This is a genomic window from Saprospiraceae bacterium, from assembly GCA_016716185.1.
Taxonomy (GTDB): domain Bacteria; phylum Bacteroidota; class Bacteroidia; order Chitinophagales; family Saprospiraceae; genus Vicinibacter.
Window position 1 is genome coordinate 1640947 of the sequence record JADJWV010000002.1, and the last position, 24566, is coordinate 1665512.

27 protein-coding genes and 1 tRNA gene are annotated in these 24566 nt (G+C 39.5%); 20 read left to right on the top strand and 8 right to left on the bottom strand.

Features of this window, described 5'->3' with window-relative positions; genetic code table 11:
• Window positions 1-13 precede the first annotated feature (13 nt).
• The 7 genes from IPM34_08230 to IPM34_08260 all read left to right on the top strand — a co-directional run bounded on the left by IPM34_08230 (window position 14) and on the right by IPM34_08260 (window position 4247).
• Entirely contained in the window at window positions 14-904 is an 891-nt protein-coding gene (locus IPM34_08230; GenBank protein MBK8955528.1) for a protoheme IX farnesyltransferase, read from the top strand.
• 77 nt (window positions 905-981) lie between these two features.
• Window positions 982-1485: a cytochrome c oxidase subunit 3 gene (locus IPM34_08235; protein MBK8955529.1), complete on the top strand. Its 504-nt coding sequence runs from the start codon at window positions 982-984 to the stop codon at window positions 1483-1485.
• 14 nt (window positions 1486-1499) lie between these two features.
• Window positions 1500-2342 carry a cytochrome c oxidase subunit 3 gene (locus tag IPM34_08240; protein MBK8955530.1) on the top strand — a complete coding sequence of 281 codons (843 nt, stop codon included), beginning with the start codon at window positions 1500-1502 and terminating at the stop codon, window positions 2340-2342.
• A gap of 20 nt (window positions 2343-2362) precedes the next feature.
• Window positions 2363-2839 carry a cytochrome C oxidase subunit IV family protein gene (locus IPM34_08245; GenBank protein ID MBK8955531.1) on the top strand — a complete coding sequence of 159 codons (477 nt, stop codon included), beginning with the start codon at window positions 2363-2365 and terminating at the stop codon, window positions 2837-2839.
• Window positions 2840-2875: 36 nt separating this feature from the next.
• A complete protein-coding gene (locus IPM34_08250) occupies window positions 2876-3460 on the top strand; it encodes a hypothetical protein (protein MBK8955532.1) in 585 nt (194 codons plus the stop codon).
• 1 nt (window position 3461) lies between these two features.
• Entirely contained in the window at window positions 3462-3992 is a 531-nt protein-coding gene (locus tag IPM34_08255) for a DUF420 domain-containing protein (protein ID MBK8955533.1), read from the top strand.
• Window positions 3993-4001: 9 nt separating this feature from the next.
• Window positions 4002-4247 (top strand): hypothetical protein, encoded by a 246-nt coding sequence (locus IPM34_08260; GenBank protein MBK8955534.1) that lies wholly within the window; start codon window positions 4002-4004, stop codon window positions 4245-4247.
• Window positions 4248-4336: 89 nt separating this feature from the next.
• On the opposite strand, the gene IPM34_08265 is transcribed toward IPM34_08260, so the two are convergent.
• A complete protein-coding gene (locus IPM34_08265) occupies window positions 4337-4834 on the bottom strand; it encodes a hypothetical protein (protein MBK8955535.1) in 498 nt (165 codons plus the stop codon).
• A gap of 60 nt (window positions 4835-4894) precedes the next feature.
• Window positions 4895-5572: a uracil-DNA glycosylase gene (gene ung, locus IPM34_08270; protein MBK8955536.1), complete on the bottom strand. Its 678-nt coding sequence runs from the start codon at window positions 5570-5572 to the stop codon at window positions 4895-4897.
• A gap of 53 nt (window positions 5573-5625) precedes the next feature.
• Here ung and IPM34_08275 point away from each other — a divergent pair, with 53 nt between their 5' ends.
• From IPM34_08275 to IPM34_08285, 3 genes are all read left to right on the top strand, one after another.
• On the top strand, window positions 5626-7710 hold the full coding sequence (locus IPM34_08275) for a hypothetical protein (GenBank protein MBK8955537.1): 2085 nt from the start codon (window positions 5626-5628) through the stop codon (window positions 7708-7710).
• Between the two features lie 180 nt (window positions 7711-7890).
• Window positions 7891-7964, top strand: a tRNA-Arg gene (locus tag IPM34_08280).
• Window positions 7965-8158: 194 nt separating this feature from the next.
• The gene (locus tag IPM34_08285) at window positions 8159-8914 is read left to right on the top strand and encodes a hypothetical protein (protein ID MBK8955538.1); all 756 of its coding nucleotides are present in this window, start codon (window positions 8159-8161) and stop codon (window positions 8912-8914) included.
• 226 nt (window positions 8915-9140) lie between these two features.
• Here the strand turns inward: IPM34_08285 and yajC are convergent, their stop codons facing one another.
• Together yajC and IPM34_08295 are read right to left on the bottom strand one after the other, a co-directional pair.
• A complete protein-coding gene (yajC, locus tag IPM34_08290) occupies window positions 9141-9422 on the bottom strand; it encodes a preprotein translocase subunit YajC (protein ID MBK8955539.1) in 282 nt (93 codons plus the stop codon).
• 60 nt (window positions 9423-9482) lie between these two features.
• Window positions 9483-9950, bottom strand: coding sequence for a DUF1573 domain-containing protein (locus IPM34_08295; protein MBK8955540.1), 468 nt, complete (start codon window positions 9948-9950; stop codon window positions 9483-9485).
• A gap of 27 nt (window positions 9951-9977) precedes the next feature.
• On the opposite strand from IPM34_08295, the gene IPM34_08300 reads away from it, so the two are divergent.
• Both IPM34_08300 and trxB read left to right on the top strand, forming a co-directional pair.
• The gene (locus IPM34_08300) at window positions 9978-10508 is read left to right on the top strand and encodes a hypothetical protein (protein ID MBK8955541.1); all 531 of its coding nucleotides are present in this window, start codon (window positions 9978-9980) and stop codon (window positions 10506-10508) included.
• A 6-nt stretch (window positions 10509-10514) separates the two neighbouring features.
• Entirely contained in the window at window positions 10515-11444 is a 930-nt protein-coding gene (gene trxB / locus IPM34_08305; GenBank protein MBK8955542.1) for a thioredoxin-disulfide reductase, read from the top strand.
• Window positions 11445-11449: 5 nt separating this feature from the next.
• Here trxB and IPM34_08310 read toward each other — a convergent pair whose 3' ends face one another.
• Both IPM34_08310 and dapB read right to left on the bottom strand, forming a co-directional pair.
• Window positions 11450-13399 carry a DNA primase gene (locus IPM34_08310; GenBank protein ID MBK8955543.1) on the bottom strand — a complete coding sequence of 650 codons (1950 nt, stop codon included), beginning with the start codon at window positions 13397-13399 and terminating at the stop codon, window positions 11450-11452.
• 49 nt (window positions 13400-13448) lie between these two features.
• Window positions 13449-14171 carry a 4-hydroxy-tetrahydrodipicolinate reductase gene (gene dapB, locus IPM34_08315; GenBank protein ID MBK8955544.1) on the bottom strand — a complete coding sequence of 241 codons (723 nt, stop codon included), beginning with the start codon at window positions 14169-14171 and terminating at the stop codon, window positions 13449-13451.
• 150 nt (window positions 14172-14321) lie between these two features.
• On the opposite strand from dapB, the gene IPM34_08320 reads away from it, so the two are divergent.
• Window positions 14322-15179: an acetyl-CoA carboxylase carboxyltransferase subunit beta gene (locus IPM34_08320; protein ID MBK8955545.1), complete on the top strand. Its 858-nt coding sequence runs from the start codon at window positions 14322-14324 to the stop codon at window positions 15177-15179.
• 12 nt (window positions 15180-15191) lie between these two features.
• On the opposite strand, the gene bshC is transcribed toward IPM34_08320, so the two are convergent.
• The gene (gene bshC / locus IPM34_08325; protein MBK8955546.1) at window positions 15192-16808 is read right to left on the bottom strand and encodes a bacillithiol biosynthesis cysteine-adding enzyme BshC; all 1617 of its coding nucleotides are present in this window, start codon (window positions 16806-16808) and stop codon (window positions 15192-15194) included.
• Between the two features lie 48 nt (window positions 16809-16856).
• On the opposite strand from bshC, the gene IPM34_08330 reads away from it, so the two are divergent.
• On the top strand, window positions 16857-17909 hold the full coding sequence (locus tag IPM34_08330; GenBank protein ID MBK8955547.1) for an ABC transporter permease: 1053 nt from the start codon (window positions 16857-16859) through the stop codon (window positions 17907-17909).
• Here IPM34_08330 and IPM34_08335 read toward each other — a convergent pair.
• Window positions 17899-18534, bottom strand: coding sequence for an outer membrane beta-barrel protein (locus IPM34_08335; GenBank protein MBK8955548.1), 636 nt, complete (start codon window positions 18532-18534; stop codon window positions 17899-17901). The genes IPM34_08330 and IPM34_08335 overlap by 11 nt on opposite strands.
• 105 nt (window positions 18535-18639) lie before the next feature.
• On the opposite strand from IPM34_08335, the gene IPM34_08340 reads away from it, so the two are divergent.
• The 6 genes from IPM34_08340 to IPM34_08365 all read left to right on the top strand — a co-directional run bounded on the left by IPM34_08340 (window position 18640) and on the right by IPM34_08365 (window position 24518).
• Window positions 18640-19236 carry a YihA family ribosome biogenesis GTP-binding protein gene (locus IPM34_08340; GenBank protein MBK8955549.1) on the top strand — a complete coding sequence of 199 codons (597 nt, stop codon included), beginning with the start codon at window positions 18640-18642 and terminating at the stop codon, window positions 19234-19236.
• A gap of 2 nt (window positions 19237-19238) precedes the next feature.
• The gene (locus tag IPM34_08345) at window positions 19239-20951 is read left to right on the top strand and encodes a 1-acyl-sn-glycerol-3-phosphate acyltransferase (protein MBK8955550.1); all 1713 of its coding nucleotides are present in this window, start codon (window positions 19239-19241) and stop codon (window positions 20949-20951) included.
• Between the two features lie 23 nt (window positions 20952-20974).
• Window positions 20975-21520, top strand: coding sequence for an exonuclease domain-containing protein (locus IPM34_08350; protein MBK8955551.1), 546 nt, complete (start codon window positions 20975-20977; stop codon window positions 21518-21520).
• On the top strand, window positions 21513-22610 hold the full coding sequence (gene mnmH, locus IPM34_08355) for a tRNA 2-selenouridine(34) synthase MnmH (protein ID MBK8955552.1): 1098 nt from the start codon (window positions 21513-21515) through the stop codon (window positions 22608-22610). The genes IPM34_08350 and mnmH overlap by 8 nt, the downstream gene beginning before the upstream one ends.
• On the top strand, window positions 22588-23661 hold the full coding sequence (selD, locus tag IPM34_08360; GenBank protein ID MBK8955553.1) for a selenide, water dikinase SelD: 1074 nt from the start codon (window positions 22588-22590) through the stop codon (window positions 23659-23661). Before mnmH ends, selD begins: the two co-directional genes overlap by 23 nt.
• 194 nt (window positions 23662-23855) lie before the next feature.
• Window positions 23856-24518: a hypothetical protein gene (locus tag IPM34_08365; GenBank protein ID MBK8955554.1), complete on the top strand. Its 663-nt coding sequence runs from the start codon at window positions 23856-23858 to the stop codon at window positions 24516-24518.
• Window positions 24519-24566: the final 48 nt, after the last annotated feature.

Sequence of the window (24566 nt, forward strand, 5' to 3'; positions counted from 1 at the left end):
ATAGTAAATAAGATTGAAAAAATCACAAGCATCGGTTGCGCCTTATTCTTTAGTTGAGGATATCGGAATACTGGTCAAATTTAAACTCAGTTTGATGGTTGTCATATCTTCTGCACTGAGTTATCTGATCCTGGCACGTTCTGAATTTCTTCTTCTGGAATTTGCATTATTGGTTGGTGGTGGTTTGTTTATCACATTCGCAGCAAATGCTCTTAATCAGAGCCTTGAAAGGGAATACGACAAATTGATGACCAGGACAGCAAACAGGCCCGTTGCAACAGGCAGAATGAGTCTTTCTTTTGGAGTTTTGATTGCAGGCATTTTTTGTACAATTGGGGTATTATTGCTTGCTCTTTTAAGTTTGCCTGCAGCGATACTGGGTATGGTTTCCTTTGTGATTTATGCATTTATCTATACGCCATTAAAACGGTATTCAACGATAGCAATTCCTGTAGGTGCAGTGCCAGGTGCACTGCCAACTTTGATTGCTGGTATTGTTGCCACAAATGGATTTACTATAGAAGCTATATGTTTATTTGGGTTGCAGTACTTGTGGCAATTTCCTCATTTCTGGTCGATTGCATGGATAGGTCATCAGGATTATAAAAGGGCAGGGTTTAAATTGATCAATGATGTCGGTGGACTGCCGGATCCAAAATATGGCTTGTATTCCGCCGTGTACGCTTCCTTGAGTTTATTTCTTGTTTTTCTTTTTAACGGATATACCCTTATCCATCCGGTTGTAATGATAGGGATGATAGCCTTGATTGCCATGTATTCATATTTTGGATGGAATTTGTACAAACTCAATAATGCTGTGGCTGCCAGAAAACTGATGTTTTCTTCGTTTATATATCTTCCTCTATTATTCATATTATTTTACGCAAATTCATTTTTTAATTAATGGCCTTATTTCAAATGATCGATAAGAATCTTGAACCTAGCAGATTTCATGCTAAGCGGTTTGGGCTTTGGATCGCAATGGCCTCAATCATTATGATGTTTGCGGCACTTACCAGTGCATATATTGTAAGAAAAGCGGCAGGTAATTGGTATGAATTCAAATTGCCGGTTCAGTTTTTTATCAGTACGATCTGTCTTTTAATATCTTCTTTTTTTATAGAAAGATCTTACAGAGGTTTAAAAAGCGGGACCCCTCAAACATATAAAACAGGCATTCTATTAAGTTGCATCTTTGGAATAGCATTTTTAGTATTTCAGGTTGTTGCCTGGAAAGCCTTAGTGGCCCAGGGGATCACCTTAGACCTGAATGTGAGCGGTTCTTTTTTATATGCCATGTCCGGTTTGCATGCCTTGCACGTTGCAGGCGGCATTGCTGCATTGATTGTTTCTGCATTGGTTGCTTTTTCTTTTCCATTTGAAATGTCAACCAACAGAATTTTCAAATTGGATTTGGTGAGACAATACTGGCATTTTGTTGATTTGGTTTGGATTTACTTATTGATATTTCTCATATTACAATAGATTAAAATTATTCAATGGCAACTGAGCATACTTTACACGCGCACGATACGCATACGGGAGAAGGAGCCTGGTCAGGAGGAAGAGAACCTTTTAAGGCGAGTTATGGCAAGTTGATGATGTGGTATTTCCTCCTCTCAGATGCATTTACGTTTGCAGGATTTTTGATCGCGTATGGAACATTAAGATTCAGCAGTGCAACCTGGCCGGTACCTGATTTTGTTTTCTCAACTTTACCGGGAGGTTTCCATCACAAACCTTTGATTTTTGTTACGTTCATGACATTTGTGCTGATCGTAAGTTCCGTTACCATGGTGAGAGCTGTTCAGGAAGGTCAACGTTACAATAAAAAGGGAGTAGCATTCTGGATGTTGTTGACCATAGTAGGAGGGTTGACATTTCTGGGCTGTCAGGCTTGGGAATGGACTACCTTGATAGGCGGCGAAAACATGTCGATTCGCGTAAATCCATTTGGAACTCATGTTGAATCGGGAACCTACATCGATGGAGACGGACATGATATCAAACCGGGAGATAGCTTTCATGCGGGTCAATCCTATCTCATACACAAACATGGAGATGAATGGGCTCCTTTGCGATATAAGACTGAAACCGGTGATATCAAAGAGCAGCAATTTGGACCCAAGGCCTTCGGAGCTTTATTTTTCTTCATTACCGGATTCCACGGTTTTCACGTATTCAGTGGAGTAGTGTTTTTAGCAATCATTTTGATTAATGTTTTGTCTGGTATTTATGCAAACCGGAAAAATCATTACGAGATGGTTGAAAAAATTGGTTTGTACTGGCACTTTGTGGATTTGGTTTGGGTATTTGTTTTTCTTGTATTTTATCTCCTTTAATAAATTTTATCTTTACTATAATGGCACATTTAAGTTACGAAGAAGCTAAAAAGACGGCGTTTAAAGGGTTTGTTTTGCTTGGAATTGTTACCGTAGTGGAGGTATTGATAGCCTTGCTTGGTAAAGGCTACATCATTGAGGGGTTTCATTTGCCTCGCGCAATTATGTACCTGGCGATGATTATACTTTCTTTATATAAAGCATATTTTATTGTGTACGAATTTATGCACATGCGATATGAAGTACCCGGTCTGGTAAAAAGTGTTTTACTACCAACCTTACTTTTGGTGTGGGCAATAATCGCTTTCTTTTCAGAAGGCCACACCTGGAATGTTTGGAGAGCAAATATTCATGACAGGCCGACCTTAACCTTGGAAAAAATGCAAATGCATCATAAAGATCCCCAGGATGCGCATCAGGTTAAAGAAACGCCGATGGCACACGACACGATGCAGCATAAATCAGATACTACATCCACCGAAAAGATGGAGCATTAATTTTTTTTTTTTTTTTCAATACATGAATAATTTGAGTTGAGAAAGCAGATTCAATTAGCGCTTATTCTGCTTATAGTAGTGGGCTTACCAGCATTTGCCTGGTATTATCTGAATAAAGGAACTCAAATGCGAAAATCAGCGATGGAGAATCTGAGTCCAAAAGCTGAAATGGGTAATTTTCAAACGGTTACAGAAAGAGATTCACTTTTTTACAGTCAAAGCCTTGCCGGCAAAAGGTGGATCATCGGAATAATTGGAGCCGATTCCTTGCGAAAGGGGCATATATCGGTATTCCAAAATTTGCTGAAGCAGGCTGAGTCCGAATTTTCCGTTCATGTGTTTACCATCGTTGGACTGGATCAAGGGGAGCTCATCGCTGAAATGAGCGCCAAATTAGGAATCGATAAGGAAAAGAATTGGATAAAGACCTACATGGCAGCCAATCACATCTACCCATTTTCTGAAGATGCTTTTTCCATTCCTGAATCGCATGCAAATCAGAACATCATTGCTTTGCTGGATGAAGAGGGTCGCATGCGCAATTATTACAAATTAGCAGATCGTGAAGAATTGAAATCTGCGGTAAGAGAAATACCGGTTTTTCTCAGTCTTAAAAATTAATATGTCCTGGAGTCCGGAATCGGTCAAGCGTTTAAACATTCTGGCGTATATAATAACGGCCATTGTTTTGCTGGTGGTTGCAAGTATGCGGCAGATTAAAATTGAGAGCTCCATCGATTTTAGTTTTTTGGCTGGTTTTCATTCAAGTTTGAATGCATTTACCGGAGTGTTGCTCATTATCGCCTATATTTTTATCAGAAAGAAAAACATCCCAAGGCACAGGCAACTGATGAGTGCTGCCATGATTTCCTCTTTGGTTTTTCTGATTTCTTATGTACTGTACCATATAACCACTCCTGAGGTTCGCTTTTGCAAAGAAGGCGCAATCAGAACATTGTATTTTGTATTATTGATTACACACATCATCTTATCTGCCCTGGCATTTCCATTTATTTTATTTACTTACATCAGAGGTCTCACCAATCAACACCCGGCACATGAAAAAATGGCTAAATGGGTTTTTCCGGTTTGGTTGTATATTTGTATATCTGGTCCTGTGTGTTATCTGATGTTGCTGCCATGCAGGATATAAAATTAAACTATGATTAATTTAAACCGGATCTTGCTCATCGTTATTTTAGTGGTAGCCATTTCGTCAAGTGGTTTATATAGCCAATGCCCGATGTGCAGGATGGCGGCAGAAACAAACCTTGGAAGTGGAGGAACAGCAGGAAAAGGCCTTAATGCAGGAATTTTATATTTACTGGCCATACCTTATTTAATGGTATTCGTGTTGGGTTTGATTTGGAGAAAACATCGCTCCAAACTGGCAAATTCAGATCGTTAAACAGAGCTTTTACAATTTTTTTAATTTGTTATAAAAAAAAAAGACCAACTTTCTAAAAGTTGGTCTTTAAAATACTGTTTATACTGTTTTTAGAATGTGTACCTGATAGCGAATCCGCCGGCTTCTTCTGAAAATCCATTTCCCCATCCAATAAAATGGAAAGTTGGAATCCAATCCACAGAAAGATTTATTGGCGCTCCGTCGAATTTGTAATCCAAACCGAGGTTTCCGCAAACTCCTAAAAAGAAACTACCATCGTCATCCAAATCGTAGTAATCCCAGTCACCTCCCCAGGAACCTAATTGAGCTCCAAAGCCCCAATACCAGCTCAAACCATCAACGGAGTTGATACGCTTATGTGTCTGGTACAAACCGGTCAGACTGAAATAACTGTAATCGTAAACTCCGGCTCCATAATTCCTGTAATTAAGGATGCCTTCAATTGCATTGGATTCATTCAAAAAATGCTTGCCAGTCAATGCCCATCCCCATGCTGCACGCAATCCAATGGCATTTTTATATTCTTGTGAGAATGCATTTAGACTCACACAGAGAAAAATGGCAAATAATAAACTTTTAAGCTTCATAAATAAGGTTTTAGTGTTTAAGAATAGTACAAATATACGAGATTTTAAATCTTTTAGCAATCAGTCCGGAATTTTCCATCGGATTTCTTTTATGCCGTGTGTTTTCAGGTAATGGTTGGCTTTGATGAAGTGGTCGTTTCCTGAAAATGCATTCCCTGCCAAAGGAGAAGGATGTGCACTCTCCAGAATCAAATGTTTGCTTTTGTCTATCAATTGATTTTTTGATTTTGCAAAATTTCCCCATAACATAAAAACAACATTTTGTTTGCGATTGCTGATATGTTTAATGACGGCATCTGTAAACTGTGCCCATCCCGAAGCTTTATGAGAATTCGGAGATTTATGAACAACCGTTAAGGATGCATTTAATAAAAGAACTCCCTGATCTGCCCAGCTCGTCAGATCTCCATGTTTGGGTATCGGATAGCCAAATTCTCTTTGAAGCTCCTTGTAAATATTAAGCAGGGAAGGAGGGATCGTAATCCCTTTGGGCACCGAAAAACTCAAGCCCATGGCTTCTCCCGGTCCGTGGTAAGGGTCCTGGCCAAGAATGACAACTTTGAGCATATCAAACCGGCATAAATTGAAGGCATTAAAGATCAATTTGCCCGGTGGATAAATGATTTTTCCTTGTGCAATTTCCGATTTGATAAAAGTGGTCAGGTTTTTGAAATAGTCAGAATCAAATTCATGGAGTAAAAGAGCTTTCCAGGATTCTTCTATATTTACTTGAACCATAGTATATTTGAATAATAGTATGCAGAAGTTTTCTGCACTCAAACATAGTGGATATGAAACGTATTTTGATAGCAATTTGTATTTATTCTGGAGTAGCTAATAGTCAACCCGTCAAACTTTGGACGAATCTTTACGGTGGCAAGGCTACTGATGTTGCAAGTGCCATGACTGTTCTTAATGATACTGCCGTTTTTAGCATCGGACGGACTTCCTCGACAGAATTACCTGGCCACAGAGGAGGTGATGATTTTATGATTTGTAATTTCAATCCGGATGGTGGATTAAATTACCTGAAAACATATGGAGGCCCTTCTATAGACCAGGCTAACACTTTGTTACAGGTATCAAATGATGCTATTTTGGTTGGAGGATTTACTACCGGTAGAGGGGGAGATGTAACGATGATTCATGGGCTTACAGACATCTGGCTTACTTCTATTAATCCAGCCAATGGAAATCTTCTATGGCAAAAGAATTTTGGTGGAACCAATAATGACCAGTTAAACCACTTGCATTTTCTCGAAACCGGAAGAGTTCTGATGGCAGGCCATACAAAATCAATAGACCGGGATGTGGTTACCACACCAAGTAAAGGGGGAAATGATATTCTGCTTTCTTCTATGAGCGAAGCCGGTGTGATCAACAAAACGGTAACTTTTGGAGGTACCAAAGATGAAACCGCCAGGAAAATTCTCAATGCAGAGGTTTTTGGTGGTCAGATGCTTGTTTTTGGAGAATCTGAGTCTTCAGATTTTGATTTTCAGGGAATGTCTAAAGGAGGGAAAGACATTTTTATTTTAAAAACAAACAGAAATTTAACCAAAATATTTATCAAAACACTGGGTGGGCCTGGTGATGATTTATTTGCAGATGCTGTTAAATTGCCAGACGATACTTATATGCTTTTTGGTACAGTGAGCACCAAAGGTGGAATTGTCGATACGATCAAAGGCGGTCGGGATATACTCATAGCAAAAATTGACATACAGGGAAATCTGCTGTGGAAGAAAATTTTGGGAGGAAGCCTTGATGATGTTGCATATCAGGCCCAATTGGGGGAAGATGGCCATATTTTGTTATTAAGTAATTCCAATTCCAACGATAAGGATATAAAAATAACTCCGCACGGCGGAACTAGTGATGTACTGTTAATGAAAATGGATACCGCAGGAAATATCTTATGGCAGAAGTATTATGGAGGTACAAAAGGAGATAATTCTTCAGCCATTACAACCGATAAAAGGGGTCATATTTATTTGATCGGCAGTAGTTTCAGCACTGATTTTGATCTGACTGCGGCAAATACAAATCCTCCGGATTTCTGGACGACAAAACTTTTCGAATGTCACCCTTTTTATGGAATGCACAGAGTTTCCATATGTGAAAAAGACAGCATTGAAATAAATGGCAGGCTTTATTTTAAGGGCTTTCAAAGTGGAATTGATACCTTCATTGGAGGAAGTGTTATAGGATGCGACAGCATTCTGACAGTAGAGGTTGATTTGATCCAGGCGGTATTAACGCAGGCTGAAGAAGTCTTGTGCCATGACTCGAGTTTGGTTCTATACAACATTTTCTTTGATAAAAATCATACGGAAGATACGTTTCATTTAGTTACACAGAACCATGGCTGCGATAGTCTGGTTGCATTTAAAGTGAGTTTTACAGACCCGCTGGAAGTTTCTGATACATTAATCATTAAGGATGACGGGACCGGAAAGGGATGCATTGGTGTGCAAATGAGCGGTGGTTGTGAACCGTATAAATATTTGTGGAGCACAGGTTGGCCAGGAAGTACGGTTTGTAATCTGCTTTCCGGTACTTATCAATTGAGCGTGACTGATTGCAACAATTGCATTCGCGAGTTTAGCTTTTTTGTACCCTCAACAGTGGGTACCCAGGAGAGGATATTACTGAAACCACAGATATGGTTCCGATCAAATTCGATAGAAGTGGTTTGGGAAGACCACATAATCGCTGATCTGAAGATTTTGGACATGCAAGGCAGGTCGATCCTTTCCAGTCAACCCAAGTCAAATAGCTGCCAAATGAAAATCGATATCCTCGCTCATGGGGTATATGTTCTTCAATTGTCGGATAAATCGGGAAACAGCGTTGTGAGCTTATTTGTCAAGTAGTTTGGGAGGTATTTCAGCTTATAATTATCTTTGCCCCGCTTTGGCAAGGTAATAAGCGATACCAAGTGCCCCAAAATCGGCTGATATTTATTGTAAATTAATGATTATCAGCTTAATATATGCAATTTTCCTTGTCCATTCCCGATCGTAAACTGAATGCAGTCGATGATTAAAGATTCAGGTCCCGTAGCTCAGCTGGATAGAGCAACTGCCTTCTAAGCAGTCGGTCACACGTTCGAATCGTGTCGGGATCACAAAAGCCGAAAGTTTTAAAGCTTTAAGGTAAGATGGTATAAAGTCCTAAGGCTAAAGCTTTAAAATTAAGAGTAAAAGAAAGATAAATGGCATTGGTAGCAGTTAGTCCAATTGCGATAAATGCAAAATGATCATATTAAAATGGCTGCTATTGTTGCGCTAAGCCCGTCTGTCATCATAAAAATGTTTACAAATGAAATTATTTAAATATTTCAGTATCTGTTTTTTAGGACTGTTTTTTCTATCCTTCATAATGAATTCATTGCAGGCTCAAGCCTATACCAAGGGTAGACTAAAAATGGAAGTTGAAAAAATAATTTTAAATGGGGAAGAAGCACCGGTCGATATGGGAGCTCATTTGGGAGATATAAGTCTGCAGATTTTTTCAGATGGCAATAAACAAAAAACATCCATGTCCATGATGATGATGAAAACGGAGACCTTTTACGATCCGGCTCTCGACAGCGTTAAGATGTATATGGACTTAATGGGTAAAAAATATCTGGTTGCGGATTCCAGATCATCAATCAATCAAAATAACAAGCAAAAAGGTATTGAGGATAAACTAGAGATCAAAGAGATGCGCGAAGACACCAAGGAAATTCTCGGATACAAATGTTACCGGGTAGATGTAAAAATGAAGGCTCCCGGGGAAGGAGCTTCATTGGAAGTGGATGCGGATCTCGATCTTAAATTATACGTTACTGAGCAATTAAAGTTTGATGCGTCGTATATAACCAATGGCAAGCAAAGCATTAATTTAAAAGGGACACCTTTGGAGTACAATATGAAAATGGGCAGCGGGAATTTTGCTATGGAAATGATCATGGTTGCCAAAGAATTTAGCAAGGAAATCAGCGAGAAAGACTTTGAAGTACCTCAGGGGAATTATAAAATTTACACTTCAGAAACATTTCAAAAGGAAATGTCGCAGATGAAGGGAAGGTAACTTTAGTTTTTAGTGCAGAGTGCAACAAGAGGTTCAAGCAAAAAGCTTAAAGCAAAAAGCTTAAAGCAAAAAGCTTAAAGCAAAAAGCTTAAAGCAAAAAGCTTAAAGCAAAAAGTCTAAAAGCCAAAAAGCCAAAAAGCCAAAAAGTCTAAAAGCCAAAAAGTCTAAAAGCCAAAAAGTCTAAAAGCCTAAAAACCTAAAAGCCCCAATGAGCTGAAAGCTCAAATTAAGTGTCCAAGTGATATTTATCTTTGATGGCATCGGTTGCTTCTTTCGATACCGAAGTTTTGAGAACTTTAATAAACGATTTTGAGTCGAGCTGCATTTCGACCACTAAATCTTCAATCTTTGTTATTTTTCCAATAATGCCCGATTGAGTAACTACCTGATCTCCTTTTTTGATTTCTGTAAGAAACTTATTTTGAGCTTTTTGTTGTCTGGATCTCGGGAGTATAAAAAATACATACATGATCCCAAACAAAATGATATACAGAATTAATACGCTCATGATAGAATATTGCGGTTTATTTGATTAATTGCAGCAAATTTAGTGAAAGCAACTGAATATTTACCTGAGCTGCTCATTCCTTGCGTGAATATTTGCGCTTACGCGAATAGTAAGTTTTGGAGGAAAACCATTTCCAGACACGATCAATTCTTTTTCGTCGTAGGCAATTTTCGATGCGGTCACGTATGTAAGGTTAATCCAGCCAGTATCGTTTGGCGCAAGCTTGAAATTCTTCATATCAGCAGAAATACAAGGGCATAATGGAGTTAATTCGGTAACGGTCAAAGTATCGGTGCCTGGATTGGAGATCATAAATGAATGACGCAAGGTATCGCCACGCAGGACATCCCCAAAATTTTTTTCAAGGACAGGAATGTTCATTTTGGCTTTTCCCATTGAATTTCCATGAACTGCAGTTGATTGAACAAGCGGAGAAGATTCGGTTTTGCCAGATTCTGAGTTATTTTTACAACCGACAATAAGCAATAAGAGGAATAAAATTATTTGGTTTCGCTGAAGAGTATTCATATTCAAAATTAAATAATTTCTAAAATTTTGAAACTATTAAAATCAATTTGCATTCTGGGTATGCCTGCAGCAGGCAAAACAAGCTTTGGAAGGATGTTGGCGACGCATCTGAATTTGCCATGGACCGATCTTGATTGCGATTTGGAACTTAGAACTGGCCTGCCCATAGGAAAAATATGGGATTTGCACGGGGAGGCATTATTTAGAGCGTGGGAAAGGTTTTTATTGTTGGAAATATTATCAAATGGCCCGAAAATCGTCAGTCTTGGTGGGGGAACCGCAGCATGTATGGATGGGATGTATTTAATAAGAGAGTTTTCATACTCCATTTGGCTCCACACGGATGCCTCTTTGCTCGAGCAAAGACTTGGTCAGATCAACAGACCTGTTTTTCTAAAAAGCGCAAATTCTGTTTACGATCAATTAGTCAGGCTTCAGGAAATGCGTAATCCCTATTTCAAAAGAGCGGACCTCACTATTGAAGTTTCAAGTAATGAACCAATTGACCTAAATTATGTTACAAATATTTGCCTCAAACAGGGCATTTTAAGCGAATAAGAAAATATGATCTATAACACCATCATCATTGGGTCTGGCCCCGCCGGTTATACCGCAGCGATCTATGCTGCGCGTGCAAATATGAAACCCGTGTTATTTACAGGAATTGAACCTGGCGGGCAACTGATGATTACCACAGAAGTCGAAAATTACCCTGGATACCCTCAGGGAGTGCAAGGGCCTAAAATGATGGATGATTTTCTCAATCAGGCATTGCGGTTTCAAACAGAAGTCAAATACGAAGTCATCGAGAAAGTAGATTTGACTGGTCCCGTACATAAAATCTGGACGGAAAGCGGCGAAGAGTTTCAGGCACATACCATCATCGTATCTACTGGTGCAAGTGCCAAATGGTTGGGAATTGATTCTGAACGTCGATTGATGAACAAGGGCGTTTCTGCTTGCGCAGTTTGCGATGGTTTCTTTTTTAAAGGACAAATCGTGTCCATCGTAGGTGGCGGAGATACGGCCGCTGAAGAAGCTTCCTATTTGTCCAAATTATGCCCGGAAGTTCATTTGTTGGTGCGCAAGGATGCAATGAGAGCTTCCAAAATTATGCAGGAAAGGGTCCTGAATAATCCCGTAATAAAAGTTCATTGGAATTCAGAAATTGATGAGATCCTTGGTGCCGAGGAAGTCGAAGGGATACGTATTCGGAATAACCAAAATGGAGAATTGTCACAGCTCGACGTAAAAGCCGTATTTGTTGCTATTGGTCACAGTCCGAATTCTAAGCCTTTTGAAGGTTGGCTAAATATGGATGACCAACTTTACATCAAGACGACGCCGGGCAGTTCAAAAACCAACATACCAGGTGTCTTTGCCTGCGGAGATGTACAAGACAGGATTTACAGACAGGCGGTTACCGCTGCGGGTTCAGGATGTATGGCTGCATTGGATGCTGAACGATATCTTGCCGAGCATGGCCTGATCTGATTTTCTTACTGAATAATGACGGTTCGCAACATTCCGGCGATTAAATTTCGTTCGTTGATGATGTGTTGATGCGATTTGAGTTCGATCTCCAATTCCTCTTCACTTAATTCGTTGGATTTGAATTTTGATTCGAAGTCAGAAATTGCTTTGTTGTATTTCTTGAGTTTAAATCTCAATATGGATTGATGAACATCGGCATAAAAATTCTGATCCGGTTCGTTTTGTGTATGCAGGTAAATGCCCAATTTATCCGACCAGTTAGAACTGTATTCGTATTTGTTGATTGAAAAATCAAGTGCCAATTCTGCAATAAGCTTGTTGGAATGACTCAAAAAATAATTGATATCGGGAAGTTGACCTTCGCTGATCTGAGATGAAATATCGAGTATGAATTGTTTGTAAAATTCATTTTCAAAATAGGGGAGGGTATCTGCAATATTGCTGATGATGTAACTTGCATAGGAGATCCCTTCCTGTTCATTGTACCAAAGATGTCCGTATAATATTAAAACTCTGCAAATATCTTTTTCCTGAAATTCATCCAGGCCCAGTACACTTGTCATTTGCTTTCCGGGCTGAGTGAGGGTATCGGATTGCTCTTTTAATATTTGTTCGTCATGATCCAGGGCTTTCCGCTTTTCCTGTATGGCTCTTTGTTTTTTTAAATCATTGAGAAATTTATTGCAAACTTCAATCAGGCTTTGTTCGTCAACTTTGGTGATCGACGAAGTTTCTTTTATATAAATAGATCTTCTGATGGGGTCGGGTATGATGGAAATGCTGCGCACAATATCCTGAATGACTATGGATTTTTTCACAGGATCATTCTGAATTCCCTGCAACTGACTGTTTAGCTTAAACAATATAAAATCTAATGCGTGTTCGGTCAAAAGATTTTCAAAAGCAGTGGTCCCCTTTTTTTGAATGAAACTATCGGGATCATCGTTGTCGGGAATTACGGCGATCCTGACATTCAGATTTTCCTGAAGTATTAAATCGACACCTCTTGTTGCCGCTTTGATTCCTGCAGCGTCTCCGTCATATAAGATTAAAACATTGGGTGTGATTCTTTTGATGGCCTGTATTTGCTCTTCGGTAAGAGAAGTGCCTGAAGAAGCAACGACATTTTCTATACCTGCCTGATGCAATGATATCACATCGGTGTAGCCTTCGACCAGAATGCATTGGTTTTTATCCCGGATGCTCTTCTTTGCAAGATGTAAACCGTATAAAGTTTTACTTTTCTGATATAATTCTGTTTCAGGGGAGTTGATATATTTGGCAATTTTTGCTTCGCTGCTTAAAATGCGTCCTGCAAAAGCAATGGGTTTCCCGGTGGAATTATGAATCGGGAACATCAACCGGTTGCGAAAAAAGTCTTTGTGATAAGGCGTAACAAGACCAAGCTTTTGTAAAAATTCTTCTTTGAACCCATTTTGATTAGCTTCATTCAACAAGGCATCGTTTGCATCCAGCGCAAATCCCAATTCGAATTTTTCAATGGTTGATTCATTATACCCACGTTGTTTCAAATAACCGAGTGCAACAGCCCTCCCCACAGGATCCTTCCATAAGTTGGATTTAAAATGCTCAAGAGCAAATTGATTGAGGATGTGTAAACTTTCGAGTTCTTTGTTTTCTGTGGAATAATCATCCGGCCTGTGGGTTTCTTCGAGTTGGATCTGATATTTTTTCGCAAGCTGACGGATAGCTTCCGGGAATGTCAGTTGTTCGGCTTCCATGATAAACTGCACCGGATGTCCTCCTTTGCCGCAGCCAAAACATTTATAGATATTTTTAGAAGGCGATACATAGAATGAAGGGGTCTTCTCTTTATGGAATGGACAGAGGCCAATTAAATTGGAACCTCTTGGCTTGAGGTCTACATAATCCCTGACGATGTCGTCGATTCTTGAAGATTCGATGACCGAGTCGATGGATTTACGCGATATCATAATTTAAAATGGGAATATGAAGTAGTAAACGTTTAATTACCTGAAAAGATCATTGCTCATTTAAGCCGAGAACATCCTGCATTGAAAAAACTCCTTTTTTATGAAGGATCCATTCCGCAGCCAGGACTGCCCCTTTTGCAAATCCATCGCGGCTGAATGCTTCGTGTTTTATTTCAATTTCGTCTATTGATGAAGTATACCGGATAAAATGAGTGCCAATAACTTCCGATTCGCGAACTGACTCAATGGGTATTACTTCGGACTGGATTGCTGGTTCGAGTTTCCAGTCTTCCAATCTTGGATTGATATGAAGAATATCATTTGCCAAACTGATCGCAGTGCCACTTGGAGCATCCAGTTTGTGTATGTGGTGAATTTCTTTCATTTTACAACGGTATTCAGGATGGGAAGCCATTAAAGCTGCCAGTTTTTTATTGAGATTGAAAAAAAGTTGCACCCCAACGCTGAAATTTGAAGAATAGACCAATGCACCAGATTTTTCTTTCACCAGAGCATTTATTTGGGTCCAATGCTCGAGCCAGCCTGTCGTGCCACAAACTACCGGAATCTGCTGCGCAATGCAAGCTTTAAGGTGTTCGACTGCTGATTCCGGTCTGCTGAATTCAATAGCAACATCGGAATGAGAAAGTGCCGTATTGAGCTGATCCCTGGCTTGCTGGTTTATTCGTCCGGAAATCTCATGCCCCAGATCTAAAGCTATTTTCTCAATGGCTTTGCCCATTTTACCATATCCGATGAGACAAATTTTCACAAATAATTGATTATAAGGTAATTATAATTTTAAAAAATCTACAGACTTCAAATTTAACAGATAATGTTAAAATAATAGGGATAGGTCAATGAATATGCTATATTTTTGCTTTGCAACTTTTTCGGATGAAAGGGGATAAATTTAGTTATAATGGGTTGGTTTAAACGACTCAAGGAAGGGATATCCACTGCTACCAAAGGAAAAAAAGAGACACCCGATGGCATTTGGTTTAAATGTCCGGAATGTTCGGAAATGACAACTACAAAGTTGCTTAAGGACTCTCTTTACAAATGCCCAAAATGCAACTACCATACGAGGATCAGTTCTGATCAGTATTTTGACATCATTTACGATGGCGATTATATCGAATTGTTTGATAATCTGGAATCTTTAGATTTCCTGAATTTTACTGATTTGCAATCCTACGGCAAACGTCTGGAAGAAGCAAAAAAGAAGTCAGGTTTTCGAGACAGTATTTCAGTTGCCGTTGGTAAAATAAACAAAAGGGAGTTAGTGACGACAGCCATGGATTTTACTTTTATCGGTGGATCGATGGGTTCGGTCATGGGAGAAAAAATCAGCCGGGCCATTGATTTCTGTATAGAACACAAGGTTCCCCTGTTGATCATTTCAAAATCGGGAGGAGCCCGAATGATGGAATCGGCATTTTCTTTAATGCAGATGGCTAAAACCTCGGCTAAGTTGACATTGCTTGCCAAAAATAAGATTCCTTATTATTCATTCCTTACAGATCCTACGACGGGGGGTGTAACGGCTTCTTTTGCCATGCTGGGCGATATTAATTTTTCCGAACCCAACGCTTTGATCGGTTTTGCCGGGCCACGCGTTGTAAAAGAAACCATTAAAAGGGATCTTCCGGAAGGATTTCAGAGGTCTGAATTTTTGCTGGAGAATGGGTTTCTTGATTTTATCGTAGATCGTAAAGATTTAAAGAACACTTTATCAGATCTCATCGAGATTATGTACCCCGCTGCGGTTGAAGATTGATGATTTTTTTCTCTATGGCCCCTGGATTTCTTCGGCGATCATAAATTCTGTAGGCTTAACTGCAAACCTTTCCAATAAGGCATCAAAATAATTTTCACCCCATTGAAAATAATATGGTAAAAAATTGAAATGCCGCTCCTGGGGTTTGTCTTCCGGAAACAAACTATCTTTTATTTTACTTATCAATTGGATTTCGTGATCCAATTTGGATTTCTGGTGCTTTCGTATTTTTTGTCCGATATGCTCAAGCGATTTTGAAATTTTTTGTGCTTCTGCTGTGATGCTCGCCTGAGTGGGTGCGTCCAGATCTTTAATCTGGTTTTTTAATTGGCTTAATTGTTCTTCTATATGGGCAAATAATGTTTCCTGCACCGGCGATTCTTCCTGGTGTCTGTTTAATAAAATGGATTCAAGTGCGTTTTTGGATTTAAAAAAATCGGAATTCTCAAAACCCGATTTGCTAATTTTAGCTGAAATAGATACATCAATATACCACAATGAATGTCTTCTGATCAATGCAGGGAATGGGATTTTCAAGGCCTGAAATGCACTGTATAACTGAAGCCAGTAATTTATTTCAGCAGCGCCGCCAATAAACGCTACATTCGGAAATAGCAATTCCTGATAAACCGGACGCAACATGACGTTGGGACTAAAATGTTCCGGATGCTGTTGAGCTTCGTTATAAATACTTTCTGCATCCCATTTCAAATCTGCATCGACAAGTTCAAAATGATTGGAGTCAATTTTTACAATTCTTTTTCTTCCCGTCGGGTGGTGATAAAATAAATTAATCTCTCTCGGATGGACTTGCAACGAATATCCATTTTTCAAAATGTCTTCGCAACTTTTCTTGCAGGTATTATAAATAAATTCTTCGCGCAGCTCTTTCAATAAAACTTCTGTCCATAAGGTTTTGGCTTGGGCATCGTCCGGATGAAAATAGATCAATCCATATTTTCCAAAGAGCATTTCGACAAAACTTTTGAAATACGTAGAGTAGGAATCTGCGTTTTCGGCTAGTTGTATCTGTCGATCCATAAACTCCCGGGCGAATGCATTGGCTTTGAATATTTCCTTGATTTCGTTAAATACCGTAATTAAATTGTGAACAGGTAGCCGTCCAACTGCCGATCCATATTGTTCATTCCAGACTATTTTTTTTGAAAAAATGTGAAGATGATTGATTTCTTCAAAATCATGGTCTTCGTTCCCTGCAAAATATACAGGGACAAAATTGTATTGAGGATATTGATTATTCAGGCGTTTGCACGTAGCGATTGTAGAAATAATTTTATAAACCCAATATAGGGGTCCGCCGAGTAAACTCGGTTGATGTGCGCAAACAACGGTGAAGCAATTGGAATGGAGGAGGGCTTCGATGTTCTTTTGTGTGGGTTCTGAGCATGTAAAATCCCGATATTGGTTTCTTAGTATTTCTACGAGTTTTTCCCTGCTTTTAAAATTTTTCCTTTCGCGTATGGCTCTTTCAAGTTGTTCGGTATCAGATATTGAATCGGTAAGGGGCAACCATATTTCCCGTTGAGTAAGATAGCTCAAATCAAATTTACTCAGTCCCGAAGTTTGTCCCGGGAGAATTTCCTGAAAAGAAAGTTTTAAATTATTCATGAGTGCACGGCAAAGGTATCTACTTTTACATTTTAAAGTAGAGCTATTGTGTTGCGTTACCTGCTAAATAAAGTGGCGATCTTTTTTATTTCTGTTTTTGCAGTCGTAGCAACCATTAGTTTTATTGTGTATCAGGCTCCTGTAGATCCGGCAAGCCTGCAATTTGGGCAGCGAACAGACCCTGAGGCTCTGGCTAAACTACGAGCTGATTATTTTCTTGATCGTCCTTTCGTTGTGCAAGTTGGCAAATATCTTGAGGATTTAAGCCCCTTGCAATTAATTCACGGAGAGGATAGCAGAAAGCTGGCATATAATTCAGTTACATTTTTCTCAATTGGTAAATACGAATTTATCGCAAAGTGGCCATATCTGCGAAAGTCCTATGTGAGTGGTGATCCTGTTTCTGATTTAATTCAGGAAGCGTTTCCATCGACCTTGGTTTTGGGGCTGGCTTCCATGTTATTTGCATTTATATTTGGTCTGCTGTTTGGAATTATTGCCGCTTTGAACCGAGATCGGTTTATAGATCAGTTCATTTTAAGTATGACGACATTGTTCTATAGTGTTCCCAGTTATATTTCTGCAATCTTGTGCGCAATTTTATTTGGATATTACCTGAGAGAGGAAACAGGACTTCCTATACAAGGCTCTATATATGGTCTTGACGATTTTGGAAATGAAATAACAGATTGGAGTAAGTTGGTTTTACCTGCCTTGGCTTTGGGGATCCGGCCCGTGGCGATGATCTGTCAAATGACGAGAGCTTCTCTCATTGACGCCATGAACGAGCCTTTTGCTTTAACAGCGAAGGCATATGGAATCAGAAAACCAACATTGCTTTTCAGGCAGGTGTTTCCCAATGCCTGGAATCCGATCATCACCACCTTAAGTGGCTGGCTGGCATCTTTGCTTACAGGAGCTTTTTTTGTGGAATATGTGTTTAATTTTCGGGGACTTGGCGACCTCACTATTCAAAGTCTGAGTCAGTTTGATGTTCCCGTTGTTTTGGGTTGTTGTGTTGTGACGGTCACCGTGTTTATCCTGATTAATTTGTTTGTCGATTTGCTGTATGCGCTCTCAGATCCGCGAATTAAAATTTAAAACTCACAGTACCCATCAGACGGGAAGCCTTGTTGTCAAATTGAAGTTTTTGCCCAAAAAACGTTACGTGATCTCCGTACTTGCTAAAATTACCTTCGTGTCTGATGTCGATTCCGATAAATGAAATATCAAATCCAATTCCAGCCTGATACCCAAATGTCGCCGCATTAAATTTATCGTCGTATCCATCCACATCGAATAATTCAGATGAGTTATTGATAAAAAAATGAGCTACAGGACCGGCATACAACCTGATCAAACCCGCTTTAAAACCGAATATCACCGGCAAATCCAGGTATTGATATTTCTCTGATTTGATGGAATCAATAGTATTGGGGACATTGAAATCCTTTACTTTAAAATTTGCTTTGTTGGAGTTAAACTGTAATTCCGGTTGAATGTAAAAATAGTTGAATTTTAACCGGAGGCCAACTCCAAAGTGGTATCCATAACTGGCTTTATCCAAATTGAATTGAAATGAGTCCAGAGTATTTTTATTGGTTATAATAAAGTCTGAGGCTTTTACATCCACACTATGCAATCCTCCGAAAACTAAAAGATTGAGCTGAGAATAGGATATGCTTGCCAGCGCTAACAGGTAAATGCTTATGCAATACTTTTTCACTTTGAATCGAGTTTATTACAAATATACGTTTTATTTAATAAGTTATTTTTTTCAAATTCCCTATTTAGGATATTCTTAACGACCTTTGCAAATCTAAATTGCAGTATGGAAGTCGAGTTTGTGGGTGCGTTTCCTGTGTATTCCAAAATTCCGGAAGGGAATTTGCCTGAGATTGCTTTCTGGGGCAGATCAAATGTTGGAAAGAGCAGTCTGATCAATTTAATATGCCAGCGCAAAAATCTGGCAAAAGTATCCGGTATTCCGGGTAAAACCCAGTCCTTCGTGCAATATAAGGTAAATGATCAATGGATGCTCATGGACCTTCCAGGTTATGGTTATGCCAGAGTCGGTAAAAAATTGAAGGCCCACTGGACTTATGAAATTCCTAAATATCTGAAAAATAGACACAATCTTTGCCTTTTGAATGTTTTGATCGATTCTTCTATTGAACCTCAGGAAATAGATCTTGAAACCATGCGTTACCTTGGGCAGTTGGGTGTTCCATTTTATATCATCATGACCAAATCAGACCGGTGTACCAAGCAAAAATTAAAACAATTTCAGAATGATTTAAATAAAGCGATGTATAACGATTGGGAATCATTACCTCCGCAATTTTTTGTGAGCGCTCAGACGGGAAATGGAAGGAGTGAACTGTTGGATGCATATCAGCAGATCCTGATTCAAATTAAAACAAACTGAATATGGCAAGCATGCAACAAAAGCCAGAAGATTATAAAGTATACGATCATTTGATCGGAGATATTCACCTTTGGCCATTGTCAAAATTTGTGATCCAGAGAAAAGCATTTCTGAATAAGTTGAACAGCGATGTTTTCGAACAGTTTAAGTTGCAAGGAGTGAACGAAGTCGATCAGGCTATTGCGAAAACTATGCACCAGGAAAAGCAACGCGTTAAGACAAATCCTTGGAAAGCAGATCCACCCAATGAAATCCAATATTACAGAAAGATTCAAAATGAATACAATGCAAATCAGTTGCTTGCTGATAAGCATAAAGGCAATCTCGAAACCCTCGGTCGTTTAATCAATCGCTTTAGTCAGGAGATTATATGCCATTTCAATCCGAAGACTTTTTTATTAGTGAGGAAATGGAGCGATTTTATTTTTCATACGTTGTTGTATTCTTTCAAATGGTCTGATATTTTCCGTATCAAGAAACTCAGAGAAGAAAACAGATCGGCCATTCGAATTAACGGATATACTTCGGAACTTCGCAATTTATTTAATGACCACATTGTCGTTCTGGTTCCTACGCACTCCAGCAATCTGGACTCCATTTGCATAGGTTACTCCATTGATTTGTCTTTAGGATTACCAGCATTTTCTTATGGTGCGGGTTTGAATTTATTTGACAGCGAATTTTTCGCATTCTTTATGAACAGGCTTGGAGCCTATAAGGTGGATCGGCGCAAAAAAAATCCTATTTATCTTCAGACGCTTACCGCATACAGCAAATTATCGGTATTTGAAGGAGTCAATACGATATTTTTTCCCGGCGGAACCCGTAGCAGATCTGGTGAAGTGGAATCTAAATTAAAATTGGGATTGCTGGGATCATTGATACAGGCACAGCGCATGTTGTTGGAAGCCAATTCTCCGCAAAAAATCGTCGTCGTTCCTGTAGTGCTTACTTATGAGTCGGTTTTGGAAGCCCGTTCCTTGATGTTGCAACATCTTTCCGTAAGCGGCCAGGAACGATTTACAGCCCGAGCGAAAAAACCAGGGTTCGGCGCTTATTATAAATTTTTATTCCGCGTATTAAAAAGTCAAAGCCAGATATACCTCACGTTTGGAAAGCCCATGGATGTATTTGGAAATCAATTGGATGATCAAGCCAACAGCCTGGATCATAAATCTCATGTAGTCCATTTGAAAGATTACTTCAGTACAAAAGGAAAATTTATCAAGGACGATCAAAGGGAAATGATTTATACGCGCGAACTCGGAGAAAAGATTGCCGAAGCTTACAAGATTTACAATTATGTTTTACCGGCTCATCTCGTTGCTTATGCAGCATTTTTGCTTTTGTCAAAAATGAATCCGCAGCACGATATTTACAGTTTGGTGCAACTACCAGAAGAAGAATATTTCTTTCCGGAAAAATCATTGGCTGATATTTGTGCCCAGTTGCAATTGATCTTGATTCAGCGAAGTGAAGAAGATAAAATAATTTATCCAAAGGAAATTGAAGGTAATGTTTCAATACTTATAGCCAAGGGTATTAAACATCTTGGAGTGTATCATCTGAAGCGTATCCTGGCTCAGGATAATTATGGCAGGTATTACAGTGAAGATTTTATCGGTTTGTTGTATTATGCCAATCGTTTACAAAATATTGAGCTTCAAAACGAGATAGACTGGAGTTCTGTTCAATGGGAATCAGATCGGTTTTAATTTCATAATTCAGTTTTCCCATCATGCATTACATCATTCTGGATCTCGAAGCAACCTGTTGGAACGATACCATTCAAAATCGCGAACAGGAAATTATTGAAATAGCAGCTTGCCGGATCAACGCTTACGGAAAAATTGAAAATACATTTACCAGTCTTATTAAACCACAAAAATATCCTTTACTATCATCTTACTGTAAACAACTCACGGGTATCGAACAAATAGAAGTGGACCGTGCTAAAAAATTTGATTGGGTCCTTAATGAATTTTTGAATTGGTGTGAGTACGATGAGATCAACCCCTTAAGTATCTTTACCTGGGGAAAGACAGACCTTCAACTGCTTACGCAGTCATGTGATATCTACCAATTGGAGATGGATTGGCTGGGGCAATACGTCGATATGAAATCCATTTATGCACGAATGAAAGGATTGCCCAAACTGGTGGGACTGGATAAAGCCTTGATGTTGGAAAATTTTGAATTTGAAGGCAATCGACACCGCGCTTTGCCGGATGCAGTGAACCTGGCAAAAATATTTGTAAAATACCTCGAAGAATTCAATGAATAATCCGGATGCGATCAATTTCGCAATACCTGTACAATCTGCAGTGCGGTATTTGCCATTTACTTCGGATCTGTATCAGGAGGGATGCATTCTTGTTGATGTAAGGTCGCCTTCTGAATATGCAAAGGGTCACATTCCAAATGCATTCAATCTACCCTTGTTTTCGGATGCAGAGCGAGCAGAAGTAGGTTTGCTTTATAAACAAAAGGGCAAACAATTGGCGACAATAAAGGGTTTGGAAATCGTGGGTAAAAAGTTATCTGAACTTGCAACAAATGCCATTCGATTGAGTCAGGGAAAAGAGATCTTCGCTTATTGCTGGCGGGGAGGAATGCGGAGTGCAAGCATGGCCTGGTTATTTGCAACCGCCGGAATTGAAACCTATGTGATTCAGGGAGGATATAAGAATTATAGAAATTATGTACTTAATGGATTCAGGAATACCGCAATAAATATTATTGTACTCGGTGGAAAAACGGGAACAGGTAAAACCAGAATACTAAACAGCCTGGAAAAAAATGGGGAGCCTGTTGTCGATCTCGAGAGAATTGCACACCACAAAGGTTCGGCATTTGGCTGGATAGGGGAGGAGCAGCAACCTACGAATGAACAGTTTGAAAATAATCTACATAAAGAATGGTGTAACATTGAATCGAAGTGGAATTATGTTTGGCTCGAAAACGAAAGCAGGTCGGTAGGCAGCAATTTTATTCCCCTGGATTTGTGGACACAAATGAAAGCATCGACCTTGATTGATGTAGAAAGATCTTTGGATCTGCGATTGCAAATTCTGGTAGACAGTTATGCTCAAACCCGTATTGATGATTTAATCGAATCCTTTCGAAAAATTGAAAAACGTCTTGGACATGAAGCCACTGCAAAAGCAATTCAATTGATACAGAACAATGATATTAAAGAAGCAGCAGCGATCGCGTTGAGATATTACGATAAATGTTATGCCTATAATCTCGAACAAAACAAGAGTCCGAAAATAGTGAAGTGCAAATTTGAAAATGAAACGGATGAAGATATCGTTAATAAACTCATTAAATTGAGAAAAGAAAACCAATATGGAAGAACGCATACCCATTAAATTGACACAATTCAGTCATGGCGCAGGCTGTGGATGTAAGATTGCTCCCGGAGTGCTCGAACAAATTTTATCGGGCCTGCCGGTAGAAAATCATCCGAATTTGTTGGTGGGCTATGAGAACAAAGACGATGCAGCAGTTTATGATCTTGGTAATGGAACGGCGATCATTTCAACCACTGATTTCTTTATGCCAATTGTCGACGATGCTTTTCAATTTGGACGCATTGCTTCTGTAAATGCGATCAGCGACGTTTTTGCTATGGGTGGCACACCCTTGTTGGCTATTGGTATATTGGGATGGCCGGTGGACAAGATTGATACGTATTGGGCAGGCGTAGTTTTAGAAGGGGCGAAATCCGTTTGCAAGGAAGCAGGGATTCCATTAGCCGGTGGACATTCAATCGATTGTCCGGAGCCTGTTTTTGGATTGGCGGTCACGGGTTTGGTAGCAATTCCAAATTTAAAAACGAACGCAGGAGCCAGGCCGGGAGACATCCTGTTTTTAACGAAAGGATTGGGTGTCGGCATTCTGACGACGGCTGAGAAAAAGGGGATGTTGATGGAAGAACACAAAGAAGTAGCAATTCAAAGTATGCTACGACTGAATGCCGTGGGTGCCAGGCTCAGTCAGATTTCTGGAGTTCATGCGATGACCGATGTTACCGGATTTGGACTGGCCGGGCATTTGTTAGAACTCTGCGAAGGCTCCGGATGTAATGCTCTCGTACATTATGTTAAGTTGCCATTATTAGAAGGGCAATTAGCCCATTATCTGGAACAGCAGGCGATACCGGGAGGGACCCATCGCAACTGGAAGAGTTACGGACAAAAGCTGCAACTGGCCGATGAGACCTGGAAATACATTCTGGCAGATCCACAAACCAGCGGAGGTTTATTGATTGCTGTAGCTCCAGAATCTGCTCCTGTAGTCCGGGAGATTCTGAATCAGGAAAATCTGTACAATGAGCCCATCGGTAAAATTCTTCAAAAGGAGCAATTGGCTGCAACAAGGGAGTCAGTAAAGGTCGATAAGAGAATCATCGTGGAATAGAGGCGTATGAGAGTGCCTACGAAATATGAATATGACTTGGAAACCAGGAGGCAGAGTAATCATAAAAGCATATTAACATAATATAAATTATGGGAAAAATAATAATTTGATTACTTACTTGAAATCCTGTATTTTTCTATTTCATTGAGCTATTCTTGAATAGCCATTCTTATTCACAAATAAATCAAATGGCCATGACTTCCAATTTATTCAGCCAAAGATTTGTAGCACTCAATTTTATTTTCGCTGCGGTCTTGATCACCACCGGTTATCTCATTCAGCCAGTCCATTTACAGGATGGATTAAATGTCGGCAATTTGCTCCTGGCTCACGAAAATCAGGATTTATTTATCTGGTCTTTCAGAATACTGGTGTTTGGAAATTTTATGGCCATCATGGGACTTACAGGATTAGGATCGCTGTTGCGAACAAATTCCATTCATCCGGTTTTACAACCGGGAATTATCGTTTGTTGTCTGGCATTGCTTCTAAGTTCGCTGGCTGAAGGATATTTTATGGATATGGGTGCCTGGGGCGGTTGGAAACTAACAACGATTGAACAAAGTAATCAGGAACCTTTTGTGGGAAGCATGGATGTCACTTATCAATGGGTAAGTTGTTTCCGGCGCATGGGTTACATGTTCTTTTGTCTGGGATTGATACCAGTTGGACTTGCTTTTAGCAAGGATTCATTTTTTTCAAAAGTAATTGGATATGTTGCGATGGCCTTCGGTGTGCTTGGAATCGCAGTCATGCTCATCGATGATTCGGGAACTGGTTTTTACCCGGTGGTCAGAACTGCCTATACTTTGTTCTTTTTATTACTTGCTTATCGGTGTTGGAATAATTTGAAATAGAATTCAAGCTTGATCGTCGATATTTTATTAAAGGCAGTAATCTTGGAA

Coding starts and splice junctions, on each gene's coding strand:
- IPM34_08235 (MBK8955529.1), top strand. CDS start 982: ATGGCCTCAATCATTATGATGTTTGCGGCACTTACCAGTGCATATATT.
- IPM34_08240 (MBK8955530.1), top strand. CDS start 1,500: ATGGCAACTGAGCATACTTTACACGCGCACGATACGCATACGGGAGAA.
- IPM34_08245 (MBK8955531.1), top strand. CDS start 2,363: ATGGCACATTTAAGTTACGAAGAAGCTAAAAAGACGGCGTTTAAAGGG.
- IPM34_08255 (MBK8955533.1), top strand. CDS start 3,462: ATGTCCTGGAGTCCGGAATCGGTCAAGCGTTTAAACATTCTGGCGTAT.
- IPM34_08260 (MBK8955534.1), top strand. CDS start 4,002: ATGATTAATTTAAACCGGATCTTGCTCATCGTTATTTTAGTGGTAGCC.
- IPM34_08265 (MBK8955535.1), bottom strand. CDS start 4,834: ATGAAGCTTAAAAGTTTATTATTTGCCATTTTTCTCTGTGTGAGTCTA.
- ung (MBK8955536.1), bottom strand. CDS start 5,572: ATGGTTCAAGTAAATATAGAAGAATCCTGGAAAGCTCTTTTACTCCAT.
- IPM34_08275 (MBK8955537.1), top strand. CDS start 5,626: ATGAAACGTATTTTGATAGCAATTTGTATTTATTCTGGAGTAGCTAAT.
- IPM34_08285 (MBK8955538.1), top strand. CDS start 8,159: ATGAAATTATTTAAATATTTCAGTATCTGTTTTTTAGGACTGTTTTTT.
- yajC (MBK8955539.1), bottom strand. CDS start 9,422: ATGAGCGTATTAATTCTGTATATCATTTTGTTTGGGATCATGTATGTA.
- IPM34_08295 (MBK8955540.1), bottom strand. CDS start 9,950: ATGAATACTCTTCAGCGAAACCAAATAATTTTATTCCTCTTATTGCTT.
- trxB (MBK8955542.1), top strand. CDS start 10,515: ATGATCTATAACACCATCATCATTGGGTCTGGCCCCGCCGGTTATACC.
- IPM34_08310 (MBK8955543.1), bottom strand. CDS start 13,399: ATGATATCGCGTAAATCCATCGACTCGGTCATCGAATCTTCAAGAATC.
- IPM34_08320 (MBK8955545.1), top strand. CDS start 14,322: ATGGGTTGGTTTAAACGACTCAAGGAAGGGATATCCACTGCTACCAAA.
- bshC (MBK8955546.1), bottom strand. CDS start 16,808: ATGAATAATTTAAAACTTTCTTTTCAGGAAATTCTCCCGGGACAAACT.
- IPM34_08340 (MBK8955549.1), top strand. CDS start 18,640: ATGGAAGTCGAGTTTGTGGGTGCGTTTCCTGTGTATTCCAAAATTCCG.
- IPM34_08345 (MBK8955550.1), top strand. CDS start 19,239: ATGGCAAGCATGCAACAAAAGCCAGAAGATTATAAAGTATACGATCAT.
- IPM34_08350 (MBK8955551.1), top strand. CDS start 20,975: ATGCATTACATCATTCTGGATCTCGAAGCAACCTGTTGGAACGATACC.
- mnmH (MBK8955552.1), top strand. CDS start 21,513: ATGAATAATCCGGATGCGATCAATTTCGCAATACCTGTACAATCTGCA.
- selD (MBK8955553.1), top strand. CDS start 22,588: ATGGAAGAACGCATACCCATTAAATTGACACAATTCAGTCATGGCGCA.
- IPM34_08365 (MBK8955554.1), top strand. CDS start 23,856: ATGACTTCCAATTTATTCAGCCAAAGATTTGTAGCACTCAATTTTATT.